This is a genomic window from Cobetia sp. 29-18-1 (assembly GCF_029846405.1).
GTDB classification, from domain to species: domain Bacteria; phylum Pseudomonadota; class Gammaproteobacteria; order Pseudomonadales; family Halomonadaceae; genus Cobetia; species Cobetia amphilecti.
On the sequence record NZ_JARWKS010000008.1, the window covers coordinates 164,539 to 178,412 of the forward strand.

General features: G+C 64.0%; 12 protein-coding genes. 5 read left to right on the forward strand and 7 right to left on the reverse strand.

Features of this window, described 5'->3' with window-relative positions:
• Positions 1–3 precede the first annotated feature (3 nt).
• A complete protein-coding gene (gene puuE, locus QD208_RS08570) occupies positions 4–957 on the forward strand; it encodes an allantoinase PuuE (protein ID WP_225348057.1) in 954 nt (317 codons plus the stop codon).
• Between the two features lie 157 nt (positions 958–1,114).
• On the opposite strand, the gene QD208_RS08575 is transcribed toward puuE, so the two are convergent.
• From QD208_RS08575 to QD208_RS08600, 6 genes are all read right to left on the reverse strand, one after another.
• Entirely contained in the window at positions 1,115–2,434 is a 1,320-nt protein-coding gene (locus tag QD208_RS08575) for an amidase family protein (RefSeq protein ID WP_279836506.1), read from the reverse strand.
• A gap of 60 nt (positions 2,435–2,494) precedes the next feature.
• Complete coding sequence (locus QD208_RS08580; protein ID WP_279836507.1) at positions 2,495–3,349, reverse strand: amino acid ABC transporter ATP-binding protein; 855 nt, start codon at positions 3,347–3,349, stop codon at positions 2,495–2,497.
• Positions 3,333–3,986: an amino acid ABC transporter permease gene (locus tag QD208_RS08585; protein WP_077376658.1), complete on the reverse strand. Its 654-nt coding sequence runs from the start codon at positions 3,984–3,986 to the stop codon at positions 3,333–3,335. Before QD208_RS08585 ends, QD208_RS08580 begins: the two co-directional genes overlap by 17 nt.
• Positions 3,983–4,708, reverse strand: a complete 726-nt coding sequence (locus tag QD208_RS08590) for an amino acid ABC transporter permease (RefSeq protein WP_279836509.1) — start codon at positions 4,706–4,708, stop codon at positions 3,983–3,985. The genes QD208_RS08585 and QD208_RS08590 overlap by 4 nt, the downstream gene beginning before the upstream one ends.
• 46 nt (positions 4,709–4,754) lie before the next feature.
• A complete protein-coding gene (locus QD208_RS08595; RefSeq protein ID WP_279836510.1) occupies positions 4,755–5,609 on the reverse strand; it encodes a transporter substrate-binding domain-containing protein in 855 nt (284 codons plus the stop codon).
• A 631-nt stretch (positions 5,610–6,240) separates the two neighbouring features.
• A complete protein-coding gene (locus tag QD208_RS08600; RefSeq protein ID WP_175088720.1) occupies positions 6,241–7,230 on the reverse strand; it encodes a MurR/RpiR family transcriptional regulator in 990 nt (329 codons plus the stop codon).
• 373 nt (positions 7,231–7,603) lie between these two features.
• Here QD208_RS08600 and QD208_RS08605 point away from each other — a divergent pair, with 373 nt between their 5' ends.
• Both QD208_RS08605 and QD208_RS08610 read left to right on the forward strand, forming a co-directional pair.
• On the forward strand, positions 7,604–8,035 hold the full coding sequence (locus tag QD208_RS08605; RefSeq protein ID WP_153635711.1) for a hypothetical protein: 432 nt from the start codon (positions 7,604–7,606) through the stop codon (positions 8,033–8,035).
• Positions 8,032–8,637 carry a hypothetical protein gene (locus tag QD208_RS08610; RefSeq protein ID WP_153635710.1) on the forward strand — a complete coding sequence of 202 codons (606 nt, stop codon included), beginning with the start codon at positions 8,032–8,034 and terminating at the stop codon, positions 8,635–8,637. The genes QD208_RS08605 and QD208_RS08610 overlap by 4 nt, the downstream gene beginning before the upstream one ends.
• Positions 8,638–8,847: 210 nt before the next feature.
• On the opposite strand, the gene QD208_RS08615 is transcribed toward QD208_RS08610, so the two are convergent.
• Positions 8,848–9,531: a TetR family transcriptional regulator C-terminal domain-containing protein gene (locus tag QD208_RS08615; RefSeq protein WP_153635709.1), complete on the reverse strand. Its 684-nt coding sequence runs from the start codon at positions 9,529–9,531 to the stop codon at positions 8,848–8,850.
• 406 nt (positions 9,532–9,937) lie between these two features.
• On the opposite strand from QD208_RS08615, the gene QD208_RS08620 reads away from it, so the two are divergent.
• Together QD208_RS08620 and xdhB are read left to right on the forward strand one after the other, a co-directional pair.
• A complete protein-coding gene (locus tag QD208_RS08620) occupies positions 9,938–11,467 on the forward strand; it encodes an FAD binding domain-containing protein (protein ID WP_225348053.1) in 1,530 nt (509 codons plus the stop codon).
• On the forward strand, positions 11,445–13,859 hold the full coding sequence (gene xdhB / locus QD208_RS08625) for a xanthine dehydrogenase molybdopterin binding subunit (protein WP_153635707.1): 2,415 nt from the start codon (positions 11,445–11,447) through the stop codon (positions 13,857–13,859). Before QD208_RS08620 ends, xdhB begins: the two co-directional genes overlap by 23 nt.
• Positions 13,860–13,874 lie beyond the last annotated feature (15 nt).

The window sequence follows — 13,874 nt, forward strand, 5'->3', positions numbered from 1 at the left end:
ACGATGCCAGACACCGACAATGCCCTGTGGGGCGATGAGTATCCGCGTGACCTGATCGGTTATGCCGACACGCCACCGCATGCCAACTGGCCGGGTGGCGCGAAGATCGCGGTCCAGTTCGTGCTCAACTACGAGGAAGGCGGCGAGAACTGCCTGCTGCACGGCGATAGCGAGAGCGAGAAGTTTCTCTCCGAGATCATCGGTGCCGAGGCCTACCCCGCGCGGCACATGAGCATGGAGTCGATCTACGAATATGGCTCGCGCAGTGGCGTGTGGCGGATTCTGGATGAATTCAAGCGCCGCGAGTTGCCGCTGACCGTCTTCGGCGTCGGCATGGCGCTGGCGCGCCATCCGGATCTGGTGGCGCGTTTCCTGGAGGATGGTCACGAGATCGCCAGTCATGGCTGGCGCTGGATTCATTATCAGCACATGGATGAGGCCCATGAGCGCGCCCACCTGGAACGCGCGGTGGAAAGCTATCGCGAGCTGGTCGGTCATGCGCCACAGGGCTGGTACACCGGGCGCGACAGCCCCAATACCCGCCGACTGGTGGTGGAACACGGCGGTTTCACCTACGACAGCGATTACTACGGCGATGACCTGCCGCTGTGGATGGAGGTGACTACCGCCAATGGTGAACAGGTGCCGCATCTCGTCGTGCCCTATACCCTGGACACCAATGACATGCGCTTCGCCAGCGCCCAGGGCTTCAATAGCGGCGAGGATTTCTTCCAGTACCTGCGCGATGCCTTTGATGTGCTCTATGCCGAGGGCGACACGGCGCCCAAGATGCTCTCCGTCGGGCTGCACTGTCGGATCGCCGGCCGCCCGGGACGCTTCGCGGCGCTGAAACGCTTCCTCGATTACATCCAGTCCCACGACAATGTATGGATCACGCGACGCATCGATATCGCCGAGCACTGGCAACGCGAGCATCCCTATACCCCCGCCAGCTGACGAACCATCACCTCAATCCCAAGTGCCAGCATCAGAAACGCCGCAGCCCTTTCGGGATGCGGCGTTTCTGTTCAACTCCAGACAATGTCTGCAATCGCACATGCAAGGCAGCGCTGGTCAGTTTTCCAACATGCAGATCAGTCTTCCAACATGCAGGTCAGTTTTCCAACATGCTGGCCAGTGCCAGCAGACTCTCATCACGTCCCGGCAGGCCCAGCAATGACACGCCCCAGGGCGGGGGCGCGGCTTCCTGTGGCAGACGTGCCGCCGAGTCGGCAAGCCACGGCAGACTCAGCTGCGGCGCACCGTTCAAGCCCGCCAGTGCGGTGAGTCCCATCAGGCGATGACGATAGGCCTCCATTACCTCAAGGCTTGCACCCAGCAGCGGTGAGGCGCCCGGCGTGGTGGGCAACATGAAGACCGCCTCGCTGGTAGCTTCGGCCTGGGCGTGAAGCGCGCGACTGCCAGCCTCCGCTGGTGCCTCGCTGCCTTCCTGATGACTGGCTGCCTGGCTGGCCGGCTGACTGGCTGCCAGCTGCTGGCGAAACCAGCGGCGAACGGTATCCGCCTTGGCTTCTGCTGCCTGCTCGTCGCTATCGCTGAGCGTCATGCACCATTTGAGACGCGCCGCGATATCCGGGTTGAGGCGCGGCCAGCGCGATTCGGGCCCCTGCTCCGGCGTACTCAACCACGCCTGGTGAGTACGCCGAATCTCGCAGCCCTGCAGAATCCGGAAGGCTTCACTGGCGCGCGCCATGAAGGTCTGACTCAGCATGCGCCGCTCGCACTGAAAGCCGAGTGACTCAAGGCGCCGAGACAGCGACCCGAGCAGGCGCTGATAAGGCCCAGCGGCGAGCCCTTCCGGCACCAGCAGGATGATGCGCGCCGGCAGTCGAGTGGCTGTCGCCGCCGGCATCAGCACCTCACTGACCTGCGTCAGCGTCCCCAGATCCCGCGTCATCCAGCCGACGGTGTCGAAGCGCGGCGCCAGCGGCTTGAGCCCGGTCATGCTGATACGACCATGGGTCGGGCGCAGCCCATAAAGCCCGCAGTAACTGGACGGCACGCGGATGGAGCCGCCGGTATCGGTGCCCAGTCCGACCTCCGCCTCACCGCGCGCCACCGCCACCGCAGAGCCCACGCTCGAGCCGCCCGGCAACCTCAGCGGCGCGCGAGGGTTCTGCGGCGTGCCGAAATGCGCATTGGTGCCATTGAGGCTGTAGGCCAGCTCATCGGTGGTGGTACGGGCACGATAATCGGCCCCCGCCTGCTGAAGCGCGAGGACAGCAGGCGCCGTCTGCCGCTCGATGGGGGCGCTGGCCAGCAGGTCAGGGTTGCCCTGGCCGATGCGCTCGCCCTTGATCGCGAACAGGTCCTTGACCACCAGTCGCTGGCCATTCAGCGGGCCTTCTTCCTGCCACCCCTGACCCCGCGGCCCCGAGAAACGTGCCGGCGCTACATAGATACGCTTGTCCACTGGGAGCGACTCCTTTCGACTCATGATGTGGTCCACCGCTGCACGCTCAAGACGCTGCACTCATAGCACCGCGCCGAGGAACTGGCGCAGCTCTTCCGTGGCCGGATTGGCGAACAGTGTCGCGGGGTCGCCCGACTCATGCACACGCCCCTGGTGCATGAAGATCACGCGATCGCCCACATCACGGGCGAAATTCATCTCATGGGTGACCAGAATCAGCGTCATGCCCTCACGTTTGAGCTGTTCCAGCACCTTGAGCACATCGCCAACCAGTTCCGGGTCCAGAGCCGAGGTGATCTCATCGCACAGCAGCACCTTGGGGTGCATCGCCAGGGCGCGCGCGATCGCCACCCGCTGCTGCTGACCACCGGAGAGCTGACTCGGCCAGGCATCGAATTTCTCCCCCAGCCCGACCTTGGCCAGCATCTCGCGGGCCTCGCGCTCGGCGATATCGCGGGCGACACCCTTGACCAGCATCGGTGCCAGCATCACGTTCTCGCCGACGCGCTTGTGGGGAAACAGATTGAAGCTCTGGAACACCATGCCGACATCCTGCGCCAGGGCGGCGGCGTCCATCTCGCTACCGTCCAGCAGCTTGCCGGCGACATGAATGGCGCCGCCGTCATGCTGTTCAAGCTGATTGATACAGCGCAGCAAGGTGCTCTTGCCGGAACCGCTGAGCCCGATGATCGACACCACCTCACCCGGACGCACCTCGAGATCGATCCCCTTGAGGACCGCCACGTCACCGAAGGACTTGGTCAGCGCCGACAGGCTGACCAGCGGTGCCTTGGCGCTCTCGGTATCAAGGGCGCTGTCGGAGACGGGAGCGCTCTCGGTGACGGCGGCCTTCTCGGAGACAGCAGCGTCGGATGAGGCGCTATCCAGCGCAGAGACTTCAGCGAGCAGTGACATTGAGACGTGCCTCCAGGTGGCGAGCCAGCCGCGACAGCGGATAGCACATGGCGAAATACAGCAACGCGACCAGCGCGAAGACGGTGAAGGGTTCCAGGGTGGCGTTGTTGAGCATGGTGCCGGCCTTGGTCAGCTCGACGAAGCCGATCACCGAGGCAAGCGCGGTGCCCTTGATGATCTGCACCGAGAAGCCGACGGTCGGCGCGATGGCCATGCGCAGCGCCTGCGGCAGGATGATGTGACGCATGGTCTTCAGGTAGCCGAGCCCCAGCACCCGCGCCCCTTCCCACTGCCCCTTGGGCACCGCCTCGACACAGCCCCGCCAGATGTCATGCAGGAAGGCACTGCTGAACAGCGTCAGCGCCACGGCCGCCGCCGTCCAGGCCGAGACATCCAGCCCGAAGACCGCCACGCCGAAGAAGGCCAGGAACAGCTGCATCAACAGCGGCGTGCCCTGGAACAGCTCGGTATAGAGACGACAGAAGAGCGCCGCCCCCGGCCAGCGGGTCAGGCGCAGAAAGGTCAGCGCCAGCCCGACCAGACTGCCGCCGATGAAGGCGATCAGGGATAGCGCCAGTGTCCAGCGCGCCGCCAGCAACAGGTTGCGCAGAATGTCCCACAGCGTGAAGTCGATCATGAGTGGGCCTCTTTCAGGACATGGGAAGACAGACAGCTGCGCGGGGCGGGCGTCAGGTGGCGAAAGCCGAACAGGCGACGCCCGATGCGGTTGAGCAAGGCGCGCATCGCGATGGCCAACAGCAGGTACATGCCTGCCGTCACCACGTAGCTCTCGAAGCTCAGGAAGGTACGTGACTGGATGAAGTTGGCCGCGAAGGTCAGATCCGCCACGCTGATCTGGGAGACCACGGCGGAGCCCAGCATCACGATCACGCACTGGCTGGTCAGCGCCGGATACATGCGTTCCAGCGCCGGCATCAGCACCACATGGCGATAGCTCTGCCAGCGGGTAAGCCCCAGTGCCCGCCCGGCTTCCCACTGGCCGCGACCGGTGGCATCGACCCCGGCACGCAGGATTTCACTGCTGTAGGCCGCCAGGTTGAGTGTCATCGCGATCACAGCGGCCATCTCGACACTGAGTGACAGTCCCAGCGCCGGCAGACCGAAGAAGATGAAGAACAGCTGGACGATGAAAGGCGTGTTGCGCAGCAGCTCCACCAGCATGCCCAGCAGCCGGCTGAAGATGCTGGTCGGCGCACGATGGCGCTGCCAGACACACATCACCGCGCCGAGTATCCCCAGCGTGGTGGTCAGCGCCGTCAGCCAGACCGTCGTCATCAGCCCGGCCATCAGGTCGGGCAAATACGGCAACAGGCGCGGGAAATCCGGGAGATAATTCATCGATCAAGCCTCACGGGCAAAGGGATCAGACGTGTGACGTCTCGAGTCAGGCATCCAGTGACGGCAGTGGCGCCTTGAACCAGATCTCGGAGAGCGTATTGAGCGTGCCATCCTCGATTCCCTGGGCGATCAGCTCATTCACGCGCGCCTTGAGCGCCGGCGTGTCATGCCGCATGCCCACATAGCAGGGAGAATTCTTGAGCGGCAGCACGCTGACCGGCACGCGGGCAGGATTGCGTTCGGCGATGGCGGCGGTGACGAGATTGCCGGTGGCGATCATCTCGACCTGGCCTGACAGAAATGCCGACAAGGTCGTGTTGTTGTCTTCGAAGCGCTTCACGGTGGTCGATTCCGGTGCCACCTTGCTGAGTTCCATGTCTTCCACCGAGCCACGTGTCACGCCGATGGTCTTCTCGCTCAGTCCTTGCGCGGAGTCCACCTCACTGCCCTTCTCGCCGAACACGCCGAGGAAGAACGGCGCATAGGCATCGGAGAAATCGATCGCCTTCTCACGCTCGGGATTCTTGCCCAGGCTCGAGATCACCAGATCGACCTTGCGGGTCTGCAGGTAAGGGATGCGATTGGCCGAGGTGACCGGCACCAGCTCAAGCTTCACGTCCATCTCGTCTGCCAGATAGCGCGCCATGTCGATATCGTAGCCACGCGGCTTGAGGTCCGGGCCGACCGAGCCGAAGGGCGGGAAGTCCTGTGGCACCGCCACTTTCAGCACCCCGCTATCGGTGATGTCACTCAGTGCATCCGCGTGTGCACTCAGGGCGGTGGACGCCAACGTGCCCCACAGGGCCAGCAATATTCCCTTGCGGACCCAGTTGCCAAGACGCTGCTTGTTGCCTGTCCGTGTGGCGCGCTGCTGGGCCTTGCTCTCGTGACGCTTGCTCATCGGTCGACTCCGGTATCCGTCAATGCCAGGCGCTGATGCGAGGACGACTCGTCATTCACCTGGTGCCTTGCGGCAGTGGATTGTTGTTGGTTGTTGTTGATCGTCTTGCCGAGTGTCTCGCCGAGTCAGGTCCATTGACTCCTTGTCGCATTCGTCTTCAGAACCTGACCAATGAAACGAGTGATTCCCTTATCAATCTTTGCAACAGGTGTGCCAAAGCACTTCCGCCAGGTGCTCAACAAGGTGATCGAGTTGCAGGCAGCGCAGAGTCACCAGCAGCTCACACGCCTGTGCATGGGCTTGCGAACGCACTTGAGCACGCGCCTCAGCACAGGATCGAGAACAGGCCTGAAAGCAAAACAGCGAGAAGAAATGAGTAGCTACGATAAGAAGAGACACACGCCTGCGGGAGGCGAAATCGCGGATGACGCCCTCGCCTGGCGGCGAGATCAGGGCGCCGACATCAGCGACATGGCAGCAGATGGTGCAGTCAGGGAGGCATATGCGCCCTGCGGGTGCGCAGAGCGCGCCGGGTCGAATCGGGCCGCCGCACAGATCAGAAGCAAGACTGGCGGCCCACAGGGAGATAGATAGAGAGGAAGGAAAGGCAGGAGCACTTCAAGCTGGACGATCAGCCGTCGCCCAGTTCCTCCAGCGCATCGAAGGTATCCGTCACGCGGCGTATCTGACTGCGCCCGCCGACGAGGTCGTCATGCAGCAGGCGCGTGGCCAGCAGATTGATCTGGCTCATGGCTGCGGCGTAGCTGTCGAAGGCGCTGACGCTGTCCAACGGGCAGCGCAGGACATGCTCGATACCGGCGGGGATGGTGCTCAGGCTGTCATCGCAGACCAGCAGCACCGTACATGGCGCCTGCCCCAGCCATTCAAGCAATCGTGCCAGCCCATGCGGTCGCCGGCGCATGGCGAATACCACCACGGCGTCATCGACGCCCAGGCGTGCGATCTCCTCGCCGAGTGATTGGCCGGGTTGCGGCAACACCGCCACCTGCTCGCGCAACTGCAGCAACTGCTGGCGCAGGTGCAGCGCGAGTGGATAAGCATTGCGAAAGCCGATGATCTGCAGCCGCTCGGCCTTGGCCAGAGCGCCGCTCAAGGCCTCCATATCGAGCATGTCCAGCGCCGCCAGTGCCTGACGCAGGTTGCGACACTCCTGCTCATAGTGGCGCTGGTGATGGTCTGCCGTCGGCGCTGCCGCCACCGGCACACCCGAATGACGCAGACTACGCGCCTGGTCCCGCGCCTCACGGAAGTCCTGATAGCCAAGACGGCGGAACAGGCGGCTGACCGTCGCCTTGGAGACGTCGGTCAGGCGTGACAGTTCCGCGGCGTTGTATAGCGCCAGTTCATCCTGATGCGCGAGCAGAAAGCGCGCGATGCGCTGCTCATTCGGTGTGAGCTCCTCAAGCGAACGGGTCAGACGCTGATGCAGGCTCAGGCTCCTGGTGCCCTGGCTTGCGGCATGGCGAGCGAGACTGGTAGCAAGATTGACGCTGGCATCGGCATCGGGGGCAGGCGCTTCCCCATCCGGGTGCACTGCCCGGGATTTACCGGACACGTCATCCTCGGGGGGCGCGCTGTGATCTATGGGCGCTCGTGGCATGAAGACACACTCCTGAAAAGATTCTGCGTGAGCGCAGAGCAACGATTGCATCAACGATTGCATCAAGACAGTGCAAAGCCTGGGCCAGGTGCTGACTGACAGTGCATAGACGAAAGGCGTAACCCTCGAGATGAGCGCTTTTTCTTCATCCTGAACGCCTCTGACGCCCTCAAGCGCTGCACGACGCCAACCATCCGCACCGCGCGACAGACACAAGCGCCTGTTTTTACTGTTCATCACAACAAATCGGCACGCAAGCCGCTTGATCAAGACTAGCCAGCCGACAGGTCATACGCCGCGCAGTAACGCCAACGACCCTTGCCGGACTGCAATATTCCCGATAAAGCGCTCGCGATGCGCAAGGAGCATTCTCATGGCCACCTCAACGATGACTGCCCTCCTCGATACCTGCCGAGCCATGACAGCCAAGGTCACGACACAGACATTCACCCTCTTGCCCCGCTCTAGCAGCGCCACACAGGATGTCGCCAATGCCCAGTCCGCTCAATTGCTGGGCGTGATGGCGATGGGCTACGAGGCACCGCCGCTGAGCCTGAAGACAACGACGGCCCCCACGACGCCTTCACCGGCCCATGACACGCGCAGCCAGGCCGACATTGCCGCCTCGGCCGTGGCGGCCCAGGCCTCAGCCGAGACACCGACTCCGACAGCATCGCCCATCGCGCAGCAGAAAGCCGTCTTCAATCCTGACATCAACCACAAGGCTCACGCTGACTGGGAGGCGATGCACCGCCACCACACCCTGCTGCGTCAGAGCATGACGCGTCGAGGAATGCTGGCATGAGCGTCTATACCATCGGCATGGAATGCGGCATGCACATACCGCTGGAGAACAGCATCGCCCTCGCCCCGGCGCCTCGCATCAAGCTGGAACTGACCGCCGGCCAGCACGCTGGCGAGTACCTGAGCATGATGTCAGGAGCCATCCAGCCGCTGACGGATAGCGACGATGCGTTGCTGAAAAGCCTGGAGGCGCAGCTGCCGCGGCGCAGCCTGATCTGGACGGCGCGCGGGATCACCGAGGTCGGGCGTGGCTGGCGCTGGCAGTCATCGCCCGGCCATCCCCAGGCGCCCTGGCTGGACGCCGTGCATCACAGCTGGCCGAGTCATGCGCCGCGCTGGCTGCGCAAGGCGCCGGTGGTGGTAGTCACCGCCGATGCGCTGCCGCTGGCCAACCGCACCCGCCACCAACGTGACCTCGCGCGGCTGTGGGCAAGCGCCGATGCCGCGCTGATCTATCTTGCCGACGATGCCCGCGATGGCTGGCAGATGCATCAACACTGTGACATCTCTCAATTGGAGAAAGCCGAGTTGTCGGGGACCAAGCAAGAGGAAGAAGCAGTGCTGGATCGCGATGCTGGCATGCCCTTGGAGATGGCAAGCTGATCGCCTGATGGCCTTATCCTTCACATTTCCAGAATGACGCAAGAGCGAGCGACGCAAGAACGACTCTAGACTCAAGAACCAAAAAAGCCCGCCCCGGATACCGGGGCGGGCTTTTTGCTGTGCGGCGAGGTACTGACAACAGACAGCTGAAACAGGCGACCGACAGAGCGCCGAATCCGCCGGCTCAAGCGCTCATGCCGCTCATGCCGCTCATGGCTGTCGCGGGCACAGACCATCACATAGCGTGCTGGCCACGAAATCCGCCAGCTGCTCCCAGTCTTCATCGCTCTGCGGCGCTCCCCCCAGCTGATCGATCTGGGCGGCGAAATCCGCGTAATGCTGAGTGGTGGACCAGATGAGGTAGATCACCCACATCGGCTCCGCCTCGCGCAGTTTGCCCGCGGCCATCCAGGCCTTCATGACATCGCAGCGCGCCTGCACCCAGTCGCGCAGGTCGCCACTGAGATAATCGCGCAGGAAAGGCGCCCCACTGATCACCTCCGCCGCGAACAGACGCGAGGCCTGCGGTGCCTGGCGTGCCAGCTTGAGCTTGACGCGCACCAGCGCCTCCAGCACCTCACGTGGCTCGTCATCGGGCGAGATATCCTCGAGCGAAGCATTCCAGCGCGTCAGGGTCTGCTCCAGCAGGTGAACGTAGAGCTTCTCCTTGGAGCCGAAATAATAGAGCAGATTGGCCTTGGGCAACTCGGCCACTTCCGCAATCTGCTTCAAGGTGCTGCCGCGATAACCGTGACAGGCGAATACGCATTCGGCGGCCTCGAGAATACGGCTCTCGGCTTGCTCACGCGGAGAGCTGGCAGGCGGCACGCTCAATTCCGCGCTACGGGTACGACGGACTTCAGCGTAAAGGGAAGAAGGAGAATCCGCGGGCATCGGCATCACTCATCAGGTCAGAAAAAAGCATTCGAGTCTCTTGGCGACAGTCCCCTGTCTGTCTCACTCGCCAGTCAGCGACGATGTGCGCAAGCAGGAGGCTCTGGTCAAGCGACTATCACGTGGCGTTGGAACAGCAGTGAAAACAGCCCGTTGAGACACCGGCGAACAAAATACCACAACATGCACTGACCATTTGGTCAGATTCTTGCAGGAATCACAATACGACCTGTTACATTGATAGAGACAACAGCCTGCAGATCAACGCTCGTCGCCTGGATAGAACAGGCCCGCTGGCAAGACAGCCCCAGCCCGCCGGCAGCGTAGAACAGAGGACTTGAGCGTTGGAAGTACGCTGTACGCAACAAGGCACCACAATGACAATACGACCTGACAGGATGCCCGCATGATCGACTTCACCTTGAACGGGCGCGCGTGCCGACTGCCCACACCTGCACCGGGAACGAGCGTACTCGAAGTGCTGCGCACCTCACTTGGGCAAGACGGCACCAAGGAAGGCTGTGCCTCCGGCGACTGCGGCGCCTGCACCATTGCCTTGCAGGGGCCGGGCCACAATGTGAGCACCGCCAACGCCTGCCTGATGCCCGCCCACCAGCTGGCCGGCTGTGACTTGATCACCGTCGAGGGTCTGGCGGATGCCAGCCAGGCGCCAACCCTCTCGGCGGTGCAGCAGGCATTGGTCAGCACACACGCCAGCCAATGTGGCTTCTGCACCCCGGGCATCGCCATGAGCCTTGCGGTGCTGCATGCCCGTCATCAGCGCCAGATCGATCAGGGCGAAGTGATCGATGCCCGGCAACGCGACACCATGATCGACCATGCACTGGGCGGCAATCTGTGTCGCTGCACCGGTTATCGCCCGATCCGCGAGGCCGCTCACCGTCTGCTGCAAGGCGAATTCGGGCCAGCCTGCCTGCAGGACGCTGGCGATAGCACAGCGGAAGCGCACGACACCGCCCCTGATGACGAGCGAGACACCGGGCGTTTCTATCGGCCAGTCACCTTGCAGGCCCTGCTGGCGCTGCGCGCCGAGCGCTCGGATGCCACGCTGATCGCCGGTGGCACGGACCTGATGCTGGAGCACACCCAGCGCCTGCGCGACTTCCCGGCCTTGATCGACACCACCCAGGTCGCGGCGCTTGGCAAGATAGAGGAAGGCGAGCACGCCGGTCAGGCAGGCTGGTGGATCGGGGCAGCGGTCAGCTATCACCAGCTGATGCCGCTGCTGCGGGAGCATTACCCGGATGGCGCGGAGCTGCTCACGCGACTGGGCAGTGAACAGATCCGCCATCGTGGCACCCTGGGCGGCAATATCGGCAATGCCTCGCCCATCGGTGACATGCCGCCGCTGCTGATCGCGCTGGACGCCTATATCCAGCTGATGAGCCAGGACAACGAGCGCATCCTGAAGCTCGAGGACTACTTCCTCGACTACAAGCGTACCCAGCTGATGCCGGACGAGATCATCCACTCGGTCTTCCTGCCGCGCCCGCTGCCCAACCAGCGGCTGGCGGTACACAAGCTGTCCAAGCGGCGTGACGATGACATCTCCACCCTGCTCGGCGTCTTCGCCTGGCGGCGTGACGCCAGCGGGCGCGCCCAGCACTGGCGCGTGGCCTTCGGCGGCATGGCCGGGGTTCCGGCCCGCGCCCCGCACCTGGAAGCACTGCTGACGCTGCAAGCGCTGGAATCTCTCACTCCCGCCAGGCTGACGGCGCAGACTCGCCAGCAGATCGAGCAGGCCGTGCAGGCCGATTTCTCACCGCTCAGTGACGTGCGCGGCTCACGCGAGTATCGCCTGCTGGCCGCCAGCCATCTGATTCCCCGCGTGGCCCAGCGCATCCTGAATGAGCGTCAGACCACGACTTCCCTCACGCCACTGGAGAGCCTCGATGCGTACCTTGCACAGTCTTGAGTCCGACGCCAGCGCCGCGCCGGCCGCCCCCGTTCTCCAGTCACGTCAGCATGAAAGCGCCCAGCGCCATGTCAGCGGCTCGGCGCGTTATGTGGATGACCTGCCACTGCCCACCGGCACGCTGCATCTGGCCATCGGCATGAGCGAGGTCGCGCACGCCACTCTGGATGCGCTGGATCTCGAAGCGGTGCGCCGTGCCCCCGGCGTGGTCTGCGTGCTCAGCGCCGCCGACATCCCCGGTCACAGCGATGTGGGGCCGGTCTTCCCCGGCGACCCGCTGCTGGTCAGTGACATCATCAGCCATCATGGTCAGGCACTGTTCGTGGTCGCCGCCGACAGCGAGCGCGCGGCACGTCAGGCGGCGCGACTGGCCAAGGTCGCCACCACGCCCCTGCCGGTGTGCCTCGACCCGCGCGAGGCGGCCAACCGCGGTGATCTGGTGCGCCCGACCCACACCCAGGCACGGCTTGCCAATGGTCGCGCCGGCGATCTCGACAGCATCAGCAACAAACTCGCCAAATCCGCCTGGCAATTGAGCGGTGAGCTGGAAAGCGGCGGCCAGGAACACTTCTATCTGGAGAGTCAAGCCGCACTGGCCTTGCCCGGCGAAGATGACGAGATGCTGGTGCACAGCTCCTCCCAGCACCCCAGCGAAGTCCAGAAGCTGATCGCCGAAGTGCTCGGCGTGCCCTTCCACGCCATCACGGTGGAGACCCGCCGCATGGGGGGCGGCTTCGGCGGCAAGGAAACCCAGGCCGCACCGGTGGCCTGTCTGGCCGCGATGATCGCTCGGCGCACGGGCCGCGCGGCACGCCTGCGGCTGGCACGCGCAGATGACATGCGCCTGACCGGCAAGCGCCACCCTTTCCACCACCGCTATGAATTCGGTGTCGATGACAGCGGGCGCATCGAGTCCGCCATCATCGAGCTGACCGGCGACTGCGGCCACTCGCCGGATCTTTCGGATGCCATCGTCGATCGCGCCATGTTCCATGCCGACAATGCCTACTACCTCGGCAATGCCCACGTGCGCGGCATTCGCGCACGCACCAATGTGGCGTCCAATACCGCCTTCCGCGGTTTTGGCGGCCCTCAGGGCATGTTGGCGGTCGAGTCCGCGATGGAGGATATCGCCCGGCGTCTGGGGCGTGACCCGCTGGAGATCCGCAAGCGCAATCTCTACTGCGAGGGCCGTGAGACCACGCACTATGGCCAACACGTCAATCAGCACCCGCTGTTGGCGACCCTGATCGATCAGCTCGAGGACAGTGGCCGCTACTGGGCGCGCCGCGCCGAGATACGCGCCTTCAATGCCGCCAATCCGGTGGTCAGGAAGGGGCTGGCGCTGACACCGGTCAAGTTCGGCATCTCCTTCACCGCCAAGCACCTCAATCAGGCAGGCGCCCTGGTGCATGTCTACACCGATGGCAGCGTGCAGGTGAATCACGGCGGCACCGAGATGGGCCAGGGCCTGCACACCAAGATCACCCAGGTCGCGGCGCGTGAACTGGGGCTGAGCGTGGACAAGGTACGCATCACCGCCACCCGCACCGACAAAGTGCCCAACACCTCGCCGACGGCGGCAAGCTCCGGCGCGGACCTCAACGGCATGGCGACGCGTGATGCCTGCCTGCGCCTCAAGATGCGCCTGCTCGACTTCGCCGCCGAGCATCTCGCCCAGCCACGCGTCAGCCTGAGCCTCACGGATGGCGAGCTGCATGGCCCGAGCGGTGTACTGATGACCTGGGGCGAGCTGATCCAGGCGGCATACCTGGAACGCATCTCACTGTCCGATAAGGGCTTCTATGCCACCCCGGATATCCATTACGATCGCGCCAGCGGCACCGGTCACCCCTTCTACTACTACGCCTTCGGCGCGGCGCTGTGCGAAGTGGTCGTCGATACGCTGAGTGGTGAATACCGCCTGGAAAGCGCCGAGATCCTGCACGATGTCGGTGATTCGCTCAATCCGGCCATCGACATCGGCCAGATCGAGGGCGGCTTCGTGCAGGGAATGGGCTGGCTGACGACGGAGGAGCTCAAGTGGAACGAGGATGGCCGGCTGCTCACCGATGGCCCGGCGACCTACAAGATTCCGGCGATCAGTGACGTGCCGGCTGGCGCGCTCAAGGTGCGCCTGCTGGAGGGACATCCCAACTCGGCCGCCAGCATCTATCGCTCCAAGGCGGTCGGCGAGCCGCCCTTCATGCTCGCCATCAGCGTGTGGGCGGCGTTGCGCGATGCGCTGGCCTCGCTGACCGACTATCGCCGCGCGGTGCGCCTGGATACCCCGGCCACGCCGGAGCGCGTGATGCTGGCGGCGCGCGAACAGCGTGACTGGCAGGAGCAGCACGACACTGCTGGCGCAGAGCCAACGCAGGTGCCGTCATGAATGTCGACAAGAGTG

Bases quoted from the DNA above. Each gene is read 5' to 3' on its own strand.
- QD208_RS08610 (WP_153635710.1), top strand. From the start codon at position 8,032: ATGAGCGTCTATACCATCGGCATGGAATGCGGCATGCACATACCGCTG.
- QD208_RS08605 (WP_153635711.1), top strand. From the start codon at position 7,604: ATGGCCACCTCAACGATGACTGCCCTCCTCGATACCTGCCGAGCCATG.
- QD208_RS08590 (WP_279836509.1), bottom strand. From the start codon at position 4,708: ATGAATTATCTCCCGGATTTCCCGCGCCTGTTGCCGTATTTGCCCGAC.
- QD208_RS08585 (WP_077376658.1), bottom strand. From the start codon at position 3,986: ATGATCGACTTCACGCTGTGGGACATTCTGCGCAACCTGTTGCTGGCG.
- QD208_RS08620 (WP_225348053.1), top strand. From the start codon at position 9,938: ATGATCGACTTCACCTTGAACGGGCGCGCGTGCCGACTGCCCACACCT.
- QD208_RS08615 (WP_153635709.1), bottom strand. From the start codon at position 9,531: ATGCCCGCGGATTCTCCTTCTTCCCTTTACGCTGAAGTCCGTCGTACC.
- xdhB (WP_153635707.1), top strand. From the start codon at position 11,445: ATGCGTACCTTGCACAGTCTTGAGTCCGACGCCAGCGCCGCGCCGGCC.
- QD208_RS08580 (WP_279836507.1), bottom strand. From the start codon at position 3,349: ATGTCACTGCTCGCTGAAGTCTCTGCGCTGGATAGCGCCTCATCCGAC.
- QD208_RS08600 (WP_175088720.1), bottom strand. From the start codon at position 7,230: ATGCCACGAGCGCCCATAGATCACAGCGCGCCCCCCGAGGATGACGTG.
- QD208_RS08595 (WP_279836510.1), bottom strand. From the start codon at position 5,609: ATGAGCAAGCGTCACGAGAGCAAGGCCCAGCAGCGCGCCACACGGACA.
- puuE (WP_225348057.1), top strand. From the start codon at position 4: ATGCCAGACACCGACAATGCCCTGTGGGGCGATGAGTATCCGCGTGAC.